At 67.7% G+C, this 11,485-nt stretch carries 11 protein-coding genes; 2 read left to right on the plus strand and 9 right to left on the minus strand.

The window, feature by feature from the left end; translation table 11 throughout:
- Position 1: 1 nt before the first annotated feature.
- Genes rplW through rpsJ form a run of 4 tightly spaced genes read right to left on the minus strand, consistent with a single transcriptional unit; the run spans position 2 to position 1,949 of the window.
- On the minus strand, positions 2–322 hold the full coding sequence (rplW, locus tag OG584_RS13325) for a 50S ribosomal protein L23 (RefSeq protein ID WP_328319115.1): 321 nt from the start codon (positions 320–322) through the stop codon (positions 2–4).
- Positions 322–975: a 50S ribosomal protein L4 gene (gene rplD, locus OG584_RS13330; RefSeq protein ID WP_328319114.1), complete on the minus strand. Its 654-nt coding sequence runs from the start codon at positions 973–975 to the stop codon at positions 322–324. The genes rplW and rplD overlap by 1 nt, the downstream gene beginning before the upstream one ends.
- A 7-nt stretch (positions 976–982) precedes the next feature.
- Complete coding sequence (gene rplC / locus OG584_RS13335; RefSeq protein ID WP_405778050.1) at positions 983–1,627, minus strand: 50S ribosomal protein L3; 645 nt, start codon at positions 1,625–1,627, stop codon at positions 983–985.
- Between the two features lie 13 nt (positions 1,628–1,640).
- On the minus strand, positions 1,641–1,949 hold the full coding sequence (gene rpsJ / locus OG584_RS13340; RefSeq protein WP_003948644.1) for a 30S ribosomal protein S10: 309 nt from the start codon (positions 1,947–1,949) through the stop codon (positions 1,641–1,643).
- 553 nt (positions 1,950–2,502) lie between these two features.
- Here rpsJ and OG584_RS13345 point away from each other — a divergent pair.
- Positions 2,503–2,772 carry a hypothetical protein gene (locus OG584_RS13345; protein WP_405778051.1) on the plus strand — a complete coding sequence of 90 codons (270 nt, stop codon included), beginning with the start codon at positions 2,503–2,505 and terminating at the stop codon, positions 2,770–2,772.
- 102 nt (positions 2,773–2,874) lie between these two features.
- On the opposite strand, the gene gdhA is transcribed toward OG584_RS13345, so the two are convergent.
- Entirely contained in the window at positions 2,875–4,239 is a 1,365-nt protein-coding gene (gene gdhA, locus OG584_RS13350) for an NADP-specific glutamate dehydrogenase (RefSeq protein ID WP_405778052.1), read from the minus strand.
- A gap of 436 nt (positions 4,240–4,675) precedes the next feature.
- Between gdhA and OG584_RS13355 the strand changes: the two genes are divergently transcribed.
- The gene (locus tag OG584_RS13355; RefSeq protein ID WP_405778053.1) at positions 4,676–6,742 is read left to right on the plus strand and encodes a PIG-L family deacetylase; all 2,067 of its coding nucleotides are present in this window, start codon (positions 4,676–4,678) and stop codon (positions 6,740–6,742) included.
- A gap of 158 nt (positions 6,743–6,900) precedes the next feature.
- On the opposite strand, the gene tuf is transcribed toward OG584_RS13355, so the two are convergent.
- The 4 genes from tuf to rpsL all read right to left on the minus strand — a co-directional run bounded on the left by tuf (position 6,901) and on the right by rpsL (position 11,257).
- A complete protein-coding gene (gene tuf, locus OG584_RS13360; protein ID WP_356828848.1) occupies positions 6,901–8,094 on the minus strand; it encodes an elongation factor Tu in 1,194 nt (397 codons plus the stop codon).
- Positions 8,095–8,244: 150 nt separating this feature from the next.
- Positions 8,245–10,374, minus strand: coding sequence for an elongation factor G (gene fusA, locus OG584_RS13365; RefSeq protein ID WP_405778054.1), 2,130 nt, complete (start codon positions 10,372–10,374; stop codon positions 8,245–8,247).
- A 38-nt stretch (positions 10,375–10,412) separates the two neighbouring features.
- Complete coding sequence (rpsG, locus tag OG584_RS13370) at positions 10,413–10,883, minus strand: 30S ribosomal protein S7 (protein ID WP_164264073.1); 471 nt, start codon at positions 10,881–10,883, stop codon at positions 10,413–10,415.
- A 2-nt stretch (positions 10,884–10,885) separates the two neighbouring features.
- Positions 10,886–11,257, minus strand: coding sequence for a 30S ribosomal protein S12 (gene rpsL / locus OG584_RS13375; protein WP_003948652.1), 372 nt, complete (start codon positions 11,255–11,257; stop codon positions 10,886–10,888).
- Positions 11,258–11,485 lie beyond the last annotated feature (228 nt).

Consider the following 11,485-nt stretch of genomic DNA (forward strand, 5'->3'; position numbering starts at 1 on the left):
GTTAGGCGGTCGGACCGCCGAAGATGTCGATACGGTCGCCCTCGGCAAGGGTCACGATGGCGCGCTTGGTGTCAGCGCGCTTTCCGAACCCGGTACGGGTGCGCTTGCGCTTGCCCTGGCGGTTGATCGTGTTGACTCCCGTGACCTTGACCGAGAAGACCGCTTCCACGGCCTGCTTGATCTGGGTCTTATTGGAGCCCGGCGCGACGATGAACGTGTACTTGTTCTCGTCGAGCAGCGCGTAGCTCTTCTCGGAAACAACCGGCTTGACGAGGACGTCGCGCGGGTCCGTGAAGGTCTTGCTGGTGACGGTCTCAGTCATCAGACGTCGGTCCCTTCGGTCTCAGTGGTGGCCTTGGGGCCAGACACGAAGGACTCGAAGGCGGCCTTGGTGAAGACCACGTCGTCGGAGACGAGCACGTCGTACGTGTTCAGCTGGCCCGGCTCCAGGAGGTGCACCTGGGGCAGGTTGCGGGCGGAGAGCCACGCGGCCTCGTCCGAACGCTCGGCGATCAGGAGCACGTGCTTGCGCTCGCTGACCTTGCCCAGCAGGGACTTCGCGGCCTTCGTGGAGGCAGCTCCCTCGACCACGCCGGAGACGACGTGGACGCGAGCGTTCTGCGCCCGGTCGGTGAGGGCACCGCGCAGGGCGGCGACCTTCATCTTCTTCGGGGTGCGCTGCGAGTAGTCACGCGGCTGCGGGCCGTGGACGACGCCACCACCGGCGAACTGCGGCGCACGGGTCGAACCCTGGCGCGCGCGGCCGGTGCCCTTCTGGCGGTAAGGCTTCTTACCGCCACCACGGACTTCGCCGCGACGCTTGGTCTTGTGCGTGCCCTGACGGGCCGCGGCCAGCTGTGCGACAACGACCTGGTGGATCAGCGGAATGCTGATCTTGGCGTCGAAGATCTCCGAGGGGAGTTCGACGGTCCCGGCCTTGTCGCCTGCCGGCGAAAGGATGTCAATGGTGCTCATCGGTTCCTCAAACCCCCTTGGCCGCGGTGCGGACCAGGACGAGGCCACCGTTGGGGCCGGGTACGGCGCCCTTGATGAGCAGCAGGCCCTTCTCGGCGTCAACGGCGTGGACGGTCAGGTTCTGGGTGGTGACCCGCTCGTTGCCCATGCGGCCCGCCATGCGCATGCCCTTGAAGACACGGCCCGGAGTGGCACAGCCACCGATGGAGCCAGGCTTACGGTGCACGCGGTGGGCACCGTGGGAAGCCTTGCCACCCTTGAAGTTGTGTCGCTTCATGACACCGGCGAAGCCCTTGCCCTTGCTCTTGCCCGTGACATCAACCTTGATGCCGGACTCGAACACCTGGGCAGTGATCTCCTGGCCCAGCGTGTACTCGCTGGCGTTGGGAGTGCGGAGCTCCACCATGTGACGGCGCGGAGTCACGTCGGCCTTGGCGAAGTGACCCTTGAGGGGCTTGTTCACCTTGCGCGGGTCGATCTCGCCGAAGGCGATCTGGACCGACTCGTAGCCGTCGATGTCGTTCGTACGGACCTGCGTCACGACGCACGGCCCGGCCTTGACGACGGTCACCGGGACAACCCGGTTGTTCTCGTCCCAGACCTGGGTCATGCCGAGCTTCTCGCCCAGGACGCCCTGGATGTTCTTAGTCATCTCGCGCGTCACCTCAGAGCTTGATCTCGATGTCGACGCCCGCCGGCAGGTCGAGACGCATGAGCGAGTCGACCGTCTTCGGCGTGGGGTCGAGAATGTCGATGAGGCGCTTGTGCGTGCGCATCTCGAAGTGCTCGCGAGAATCCTTGTACTTGTGCGGCGACTTGATGACGCAGTACACGTTCTTCTCAGTGGGCAGCGGCACCGGGCCTGCGACCGACGCACCAGTTCGCGTCACCGTCTCGACGATCTTCTTTGCCGAAGAGTCGATGACCTCGTGGTCGTAGGCCTTGAGCCGGATGCGGATCTTCTGTCCCGCCATGGCTACTCAGTAGTCCTGTCTCTCGTAACGCTCTGGGACCCGGCGGGTACTGCATTCGTCTCCGACCCACGCGGTCGGGCGTGTCGCATTCCCTCTACGAAGATCTCCCGAAGGATTTCCCAACCAAGGGGTGCGGGCCAGTGACCGCGAGCCGGGGGGACGAACACCCACCGGGCGCCTGGTCGGCACCCCGCTGACGCTTCCCGGAAGATTCCCGTACGTCCGCCTCAGCGCTGCCTTACGGCAGTTGGGGCGACGAGTACTGTGGGACTTGCTTCCAGTCCTCCCGACGAGAGGCGCGCAGCATCGGCACTCAACCGAGCAACCCCGATAGTCTGCCATACGGGTCACCGCGGACGCCAATCGCGGCCCGAGAGAGTACCCCAGCACTCCCCCGGCCGGCCGCGGGCCACCGGCGGAGCCGTGCGGGGCGGTCGGGCGGGACCTCGCACCCGCGCTCAAGACCGTCGACCCCGACACGGCGACGATTCTCGCCGAACTCACCGAACTCGGCCTGGGCACCAACCCGGCCGCCGCGCTCTGGAGGAAACTCATGGCCGCCGACCTCTCCTTCTTCCGCTCGGAGACCTCCCAGCGCCTGCGGGCCGAGGGCCGCGCAGAAGGTGAAGCCCAGGGCGAGGCGAAGGGCGAGGCGAAGGGCGAGGCGAAGTCCGTCCTCAGGATTCTTGACCGGCGCGGCATCGAGACCAGTCAGGCAGTGGCCGACCGGATCACCGCGTGCACCGACCCGGACACCCTCCTCAACTGGCTCGACCGGGCTCTCACCGCCACCACCGCGGCCGACGTCTTCACCGAGGGCTGACCACCGCGCTCACGGCAACGCCGCACAGCGAACTGGCCCCGCTCCACCCGGAGCGGGGCCAGTGCCATCCGGCGTTTCAGGCCGCCGGCCTCGGCGGGGCCGTCAGATGACGCCCTGCGCCAGCATCGCGTCCGCGACCCGCTCGAAACCGGCGATGTTGGCGCCGGTCACGTAGTCGCCGGGCGCGCCGTAGCGCTCGGCGGTCTCGTAGCAGGTGTGGTGGATGTCGCGCATGATCCGCAGCAGCTCGTCCTCGACGCGGGCCGGCGCCCAGGTGTCCCGGGCCGCGTTCTGCCGCATCTCCAGGGCGCTCACCGCGACACCGCCCGCGTTGGCCGCCTTGCCGGGGCCGAAGGCGACCCCCGCCTCGCGGAGCACGTCCACGGCTTCCATGGTCGTCGGCATGTTGGCGCCTTCGGACACGGCCTTGACCCCGTTGCGCACCAAAGTGGCCGCGGCGTCGGCGTCGAGCTCGTTCTGTGTAGCGGAAGGCAGTGCGATGTCGGCGGGAACGTCCCAGACGCTGCCGCCGCTGACGTATCGCGCCGACCCGCCGCGGCGTGCCGCGTACTCGCTGATGCGGGCGCGCTCGACCTCCTTGACCTGCTTGAGGAGGTCGACGTCGATGCCCTTGTCGTCGACGACGTACCCGCCGGAGTCCGAACAGGTCAGGGCGTTGGCGCCGAGGGCCTTGAGCTTCTCGATGGTGTAGATGGCGACGTTGCCCGAACCGGAGACCACCGCGGTCTGGCCCTGCACGTCCTCGCCCCGGCGGCGGAGCATCTCGGCGGCGAAGTAGACGTTGCCGTATCCGGTCGCCTCGGGACGGATCGCCGAGCCGCCCCAGGAGGGACCCTTGCCGGTGAGGACGCCGGACTCCCAGCGGTTGGTGATGCGCCGGTACTGGCCGAAGAGGTAGCCGATCTCCCTGCCGCCCACGCCGATGTCCCCGGCGGGTACGTCGGTGTGCGCGCCGATGTGCCGCTGCAGTTCCGTCATGAAGGACTGGCAGAAGCGCATGACCTCGGAGTCGGAGCGCCCGTGCGGATCGAAGTCGCTGCCGCCCTTGCCGCCGCCGATGCCCAGGCCGGTCAGCGCGTTCTTGAAGACCTGCTCGAAGCCGAGGAACTTCACGATGCCGAGGTTCACCGACGAGTGGAAGCGCAGACCGCCCTTGTACGGGCCGAGTGCGCTGTTGAACTCCACCCGGAATCCGCGGTTGACGTGCACCCTCCCCCGGTCGTCCTGCCACGGCACGCGGAAGATGATCTGCCGCTCGGGCTCGCAGAGACGCTCCACCAGGTTCGCCTGCGCGTAGTCGTCGCGCACGGCGAGCACCGGCGCCAGGCTCTCCAGTACTTCGTGCACAGCCTGGTGGAACTCGGGCTGGCCCGGGTTGCGGTGCTCGATCTCAGCACGCAGCGCAGCCAGCTTGTCCTTCGATGAACTCGTGGATGGCGGTGTCACAGGTGTCCCTTTCCTGTCGGGCGCAGAGGACGGCCGCCCGTGTGCGGCGGGCGGTCGTCAGCACCAGTGTCTCCCCCCGACCATTGCCCCGGCGGGAGCGCCTTTGCCCATCCGTCCGGTTGCTGAGACGGCGGACGGCCCGGACGGGCGGCCCGGGAGGAGCTCACGGCGGCCGCGCCGCTGGGAGATTCCGCCCATTTCATGCGGGGCCGTTCCGCGCGGAGCCGCTTCGCGGGCGACGGGTCCACGCGGGTTCACAGCCGGACTCCCGTTGGCCGCCGCCGGCGTCCCCGCCCGGCACCGCTGGCCCCCTCAGCACCGCCCCCACCTCCCCTGACGGCGTCCGGCCGGGAGGCAACCTCAGGTCGGCGAACCCCGTCAAGCAGTCCGGGAGAGCACGGGAGGGCCCGTGCAGGGGAACGGACGGAGCACGACCATGGGCATATCGCAGGGGCCTGGCCCCACACATCAGGGCTCAGGTCCCTCCCGCCGGTTCCTGCTCGCGGGAATGGGCACCGCCGCCGCCTCCGCCGCGCTCACCGCCTGCTCCGTACCCGCGCCGCCGCGCCGCACCACCGCCACGGCCGACCCGATGCCGGGCAAGGCGATATCCATAGCCAGGCACGACCGGCTGATGCAGATACTGGCCCACCCCGACGACGACATGTACTTCATGAACCCGGACGCCCAGCGGATGATGGACTCCGGAACGCCCCTGGTCTGTGTGTACGTCACGGCGGGCGAGGCCACCGGTATCAACGTCGTCGCGGGGCAGCCGCACCCCCTTCCCGACAAGCCCGCCTACTCGTCGGCGCGCCATCAGGGCCTGCGCCAGGCGTACGCGGTCCAGCTGGGCCTCGCCCCGTTCACGCGGTGGCAGAAGAGCGTCGTCACCCTGCGCGGCGGGCACCGCGCCGAGATCGACACGCTGGTGCGGGGCTCCCGCCGGGTCGAGCTGATCTTCCTCAACCTGGCCATGCACACCTCCCGCGGGCGGCTGGGCCTGCCGTCCCTCTGGGCGGACCGGGGGCTCAGCCTCCGGACGGTCGTCGCCGAGGGCTCCCCGCTGGAGGAGGCCGAGGCGTACACCTACGACTCCCTGGTCGACGTCCTCACCGGGCTGCTGGCGCAGTACCGCCCGACCGTGGTCCACACCCTCGACCCCGACCCGGACATCCAGCACAGCCCGAACGCGGTCCGCCGCAAGGACAGTGAGCAGGTCGGCTACTCCGACCACGCCGACCACACCGCCACCGCCTCCTTCAGCTGGGCGGCGATGGTCCGCTGGGTCGCTGAGGCGACCCGGGGGAAGGGCGAGGTCCCGGCCTTCGTCACCACCGCGTTCCGGGGTTACTACAACCGCCACTGGCCGAAGAACCTGTCGCCCGGCGTGCTCGCCCGGAAGGCGGCGAACCTGCTTCCGTACGGCGGCAACGAGGCCTGGGAGTGCGGCAACACGGGTGGCTGCGGCGACTACAACGTGGGCATCGGCCGGCCACTGACCAACAAGAAGGGGTGGGTCCGCTCCACCCACTACCGCTATCCGGGCCCGCGCCCCTGCCTCGCCGCCGCGCCGGACGGGCGGCTCATCGGGTACGGAGTGCTGGGCCTGCGTGCGGTGCGCTGGCGTGAGACGTCGCCGGGCAGCGGACAGTGGGGGCCGCCGCACGACCTGGGCGGCGGGCCGCTGGCTCCCTCACTCGGCGCGGCCGCGCTCAAGGACGGCAGGCAACTGCTGTTCGCCCTGCGGTTCTCCGCGATAGCCGGGCACGGAGCCGCCAACACGCGCGAGATCGTACTGCTCCAACAGCGCACGCCCGGCGGGGAGTTCGCCGCATGGACCGGACTGGGCAACCCGGAGAGCGACCCCGAAAGGGGCCGCCGCGCAGGGGTCCCCGTCGCGGTGACCGACCGTGCGGGGCAGGTCCACCTCTTCGTACGCAACGCGGCTCAGAGCATCAGCACCCGGGTGCGCTCGACCGCGGGCAACTGGTCCCCCTGGCGGGATCTGGGCGGCGGCCAGATCCAGGACGGCATGTCCGCCACGGTGGACACGGCGGGCCTCGTCCATGTCTTCGCCTCGGGCCGGGACACCGTGCACCACTGGTGCCAGACGGTGCCGGGCGGCCCTGTCGCGCTGCTCCCCGATCCCCTGCTTCCGCTGCCGGGCGACGTCCCGACCGCGGTGGCCGCGCCGGACGGCGGCGTGGACGTGTACTACCGCAGACCGGCGACCGCCGTGACGACCCATGTGCACCTGGGCGGAGCGCACCCCGGAGCCGGCCCCGCGGGCCCCGCACTGCTCGGCCAGGACGACCGCGGCCGGGTCCAGCTCCTGCTGAACGGCAAGGTGCTGAGGCGCACCGACGGCGTCGTACCGCTCGAAGGAGCCGCCGTGCTCGCAGAAGGCGCCAGGGCCTCGGGGAGTCCGGGCGGCCCGACCGTGGCGGGCCTCGGGCCGGGCGCCCTCCCGTGGCTCTGGCGGCCGGTACGGGACGTATAGGTCCTGTCCGCGTGCGGGGGCCGGCGCGACCTCTCCCCCGCCCGACCCCGGTACACAGACATGCAGAAGGGCCCCCGGTCCGCCGTGAACGGCGGACCGGGGGCCCTCTGGTGTTGCTCGGTGCTCAGTGTGAGCAACCAGGTCGGACCGTCAAGTGATTACTTGAGGATCTTCGTGACCTGGCCGGCGCCCACGGTCCGGCCACCCTCACGGATGGCGAACTTCAGGCCCTCTTCCATGGCGACGGGCTGGATCAGCGAGACGCTCATGAGGGTGTTGTCGCCCGGCATGACCATCTCGGTGCCCTCGGGAAGGGTCACAACGCCCGTTACGTCCGTGGTACGGAAGTAGAACTGCGGGCGGTAGTTGTTGAAGAACGGGGTGTGACGGCCACCCTCGTCCTTCGACAGGATGTAGGCCTGGGCCTCGAACTCGGTGTGCGGCGTGACCGAACCGGGCTTGATGATGACCTGGCCGCGCTCGACGTCCTCGCGCTTGATGCCACGGAGGAGCAGACCGACGTTCTCACCGGCCTGGCCCTCGTCGAGCAGCTTGCGGAACATCTCGATGCCGGTGACCGTGGTGGTGGTCTTGTCCTGCTTGATGCCCACGATGTCAACGGTCTCGTTGACCTTGAGGACACCACGCTCGATACGACCGGTGACGACGGTGCCACGACCGGTGATCGTGAAGACGTCCTCGATCGGCATCAGGAACGGCTTCTCGACGTCACGCTCGGGCTGCGGGATCGACTCGTCGACGGCCTTCATCAGGTCGAGGACGGTCTGGCCCCACTCCTTGTCGCCCTCAAGAGCCTTGAGCGCCGAGACCTTGACGACCGGAAGGTCGTCGCCCGGGAACTCGTACTCGGAGAGGAGCTCACGGACCTCGAGCTCGACGAGCTCCAGGATCTCCTCGTCGTCCACCATGTCGGCCTTGTTCAGCGCGACAACGATGTACGGCACGCCGACCTGGCGGGCCAGGAGCACGTGCTCCTTGGTCTGCGGCATCGGGCCGTCGGTGGCCGCGACCACGAGGATGGCGCCGTCCATCTGCGCCGCACCCGTGATCATGTTCTTGATGTAGTCCGCGTGACCGGGGCAGTCGACGTGCGCGTAGTGACGCGACTCCGTCTGGTACTCGACGTGCGCGATCGAGATCGTGATACCGCGCTGGCGCTCCTCGGGAGCCTTGTCGATCTGGTCGAAGGCCGAGGCCTCGTTCAGGTCCGGGTACGCGTCGTGCAGCACCTTGGTAATGGCGGCCGTGAGGGTCGTCTTACCGTGGTCGATGTGACCGATGGTGCCGATGTTGACGTGCGGCTTAGTCCGCTCGAACTTTGCCTTCGCCACTGGGTCCTCCTGCGGAGTGGTTCTGTACGCCTTGCTTCATCGGCGCCAGGTGATCTTTGCTGGGATGCCGGGGCCCGGGGCATTCCGCGCATGATGCGCCGAATGCCCCAGTGGCTCCGGTGATAAGCCTAAAGCGTGGACTCGGAAGAGTTACTCGCCCTTGGCCTTCGCGATGATCTCCTCGGCGACGTTCCGCGGAACCTCGGCGTAGGAGTCGAACTGCATCGAGTAGCTTGCGCGACCCGAGGTCTTGCTGCGGAGGTCTCCGACATAGCCGAACATCTCCGAGAGAGGCACGAGGCCCTTCACGACGCGAGCGCCGTGACGCTCCTCCATGGCCTGGATCTGGCCACGGCGGGAGTTGAGGTCACCGATGACATCGCCCATGTAGTCCTCGGGCGTGGTGACCTCGACGGCCATCATCGGCTCGAGGAGCACGGGGGACGCCTTGCGGGCACCCTCCTTGAACGCCTGCGAACCGGCGATCTTGAAGGCGAGCTCCGAGGAGTCCACCTCGTGGTAACCACCGTCGAGAAGGGTGATGCGGACACCGACCATCTCGTAACCGGCCAGGATGCCGAACTTCATGGCTTCCTGAGCACCCGCGTCCACCGAGGGGATGTACTCACGGGGGATGCGGCCACCGGTGACCTTGTTCACGAACTCGTACGACGCGTCGCCGCCCTCGATGGGCTCCATCGCGATCTGTACCTTCGCGAACTGGCCGGTACCACCAGTCTGCTTCTTGTGCGTGTAGTCGATACGGTCGACGGTCTTGCGGATCGTCTCGCGGTACGCGACCTGGGGCTTGCCGACGTTCGCCTCGACGCGGAACTCGCGCTTCATGCGGTCGACGAGCACCTCGAGGTGAAGCTCGCCCATACCACCGATGATGGTCTGGCCGGTCTCCTCCTCCGAGTGGACCTGGAAGGAGGGGTCCTCCTCCGAGAGCCGCTGGATGGCTACACCCAGCTTCTCCTGGTCACCCTTGGACTTGGGCTCGATGGCGACCTCGATGACCGGCGCCGGGAAGTCCATGGACTCCAGGATCACCGGCTGCTTGTCGTCGCAGAGCGTCTCACCGGTCGTGGTCTGCTTCAGCCCCATGACGGCGATGATGTCGCCCGCGCCCACCGACGCGATCTCCTCACGCTTGTTCGCGTGCATGCGGTAGATCTTGCCGATGCGCTCCTTCTTGCCCTTGACCGAGTTCAGCACCGCGGTGCCGGCCTCGAGGCGGCCCGAATAAATCCGGACGAAGGTGAGCTTGCCGAGGTGCGGGTCGCTCGCGATCTTGAATGCAAGACCGGAGAACGGCTCGTCGTCGGACGGCTTGCGCTTGACGACGGTCTCGGGGTCCTTGACGTCGTGGCCCTCGATGGCCTCGACGTCCAGGGGGGAAGGCAGGTAGCGGACGACCGCGTCGAGCAGGGGCTGGACGCCCTTGTTCTTGAAGGCCGTGCCACAGAAGACGGGAGTGACGGTGACGGAGTCCGCAGAGCCCTTGGAAGCAAGGGTGATACGGCGGATCGCCGCGTACAGCTGCTCCTCGGTGGGCTCGACGCCCTCCAGGTACAGCTCCATCATCTCGTCGTCGTTCTCGGAGACGGCCTCGAGGAGCTTGCCGCGCCATTCGTCGGCAGCCTCGGTGTGGGTCTCCGGGATGTCGACGACGTCGTACATCTCGCCCTTGGTCGCCTCGGCGGACCAGACAAAGGCCTTCATCGTCACGAGGTCGACGACGCCCTTGAAGTCGGCCTCGGCGCCGATCGGGAGCTGCATGACCAGCGGAACCGCACCGAGGCGGTCGACGATCATGTCGACGCAGCGGTGGAACTCGGCACCGGTACGGTCCAGCTTGTTGACGAAGCAGATACGCGGAACGCCGTAGCGGTCCGCCTGACGCCAGACAGTCTCGGACTGCGGCTCGACGCCCGCGACACCGTCGAACACGGTGACAGCGCCGTCGAGGACGCGGAGCGAACGCTCCACCTCGACGGTGAAGTCGACGTGACCCGGGGTGTCGATGATGTTGATCGTGTGATCGACATCGTTGAGCGGCCAGTGGCAGGTCGTCGCGGCCGACGTGATCGTGATGCCGCGCTCCTGCTCCTGCTCCATCCAGTCCATCGTGGCTGCGCCGTCGTGGACTTCACCGATCTTGTAGCTCACACCGGTGTAGAAGAGGATCCGCTCAGTGGTGGTCGTCTTGCCCGCGTCGATGTGGGCCATGATCCCAATGTTGCGGACCTTGGCCAGGTCAAGCGAAGTGGTGGCCATAAGGCTCAATCTTCTCTCGGTCTCGATGTGGGTAGCGACTACCAGCGGTAGTGCGCGAAGGCCTTGTTGGACTCGGCCATCTTGTGGGTGTCCTCACGCTTCTTGACTGCAGCGCCAAGACCGTTCGAGGCGTCGAGCAGCTCGTTGGTGAGACGCTCGGTCATCGTCTTCTCGCGACGGGCGCGGGAGTAACCGACGACCCAGCGCAGCGCGAGGGTGGCGGCGCGACCGGGCTTGACCTCGATCGGCACCTGGTAGGTGGCGCCACCGACACGGCGGGACTTGACCTCGAGAGACGGCTTGACGTTCTCAAGAGCGCGCTTCAGCGTGATGACCGGGTCAGCACCGGTCTTCTCGCGGAGGCCCTCCATGGCGCCGTACACGATCCGCTCGGCGGTGGAGCGCTTGCCGTTGAGCAGGATCTTGTTGATCAGCGAGGTGACAAGAGGAGAACCATAGACCGGGTCAATGATGACCGGGCGCTTCGGGGCGGGGCCCTTACGAGGCATTCTTACTTCTCCTTCTTGGCGCCGTAGCGGCTGCGGGCCTGCTTGCGGTTCTTGACACCCTGGGTGTCGAGCGAACCGCGGATGATCTTGTAGCGAACACCGGGCAGGTCCTTCACACGGCCACCACGCACGAGCACGATCGAGTGCTCCTGCAGGTTGTGTCCCTCACCCGGGATGTAGGCCGTGACCTCGATGCCGGAGGTCAGACGAACACGCGCGACCTTGCGGAGCGCCGAGTTGGGCTTCTTCGGGGTGGTCGTGAAGACACGGGTGCAGACACCACGACGCTGGGGCGAGCCCTCGAGCGCGGGGGTCTTGTTCTTCTCGACCTTGTCCTGCCGGCCCTTCCGGACCAGCTGCTGGATCGTAGGCACTACTTCTCCGGTTTCTGTGTGCCGTGTAGAACTAACCTGGAACCACTCCGACCCACGCGGTCGGGTGTGTCGAATACTGCAGACCCCCGCCGTGATGGCGGGAAGGGCGGCAGATTGCGGTGGTCACTTACAGCTCGTCATGCGGTTGAAGACACGCACAGGAGCCAGGGCACACCCCAGGCACAAGGTCAGAGCGTACCTACCGCATCGGCTGCGGTCAAAACAAAT

The sequence above is a fragment of the Streptomyces sp. NBC_00859 genome (assembly GCF_045161865.1).
Classification (GTDB): Bacteria; Actinomycetota; Actinomycetes; order Streptomycetales; family Streptomycetaceae; genus Streptomyces.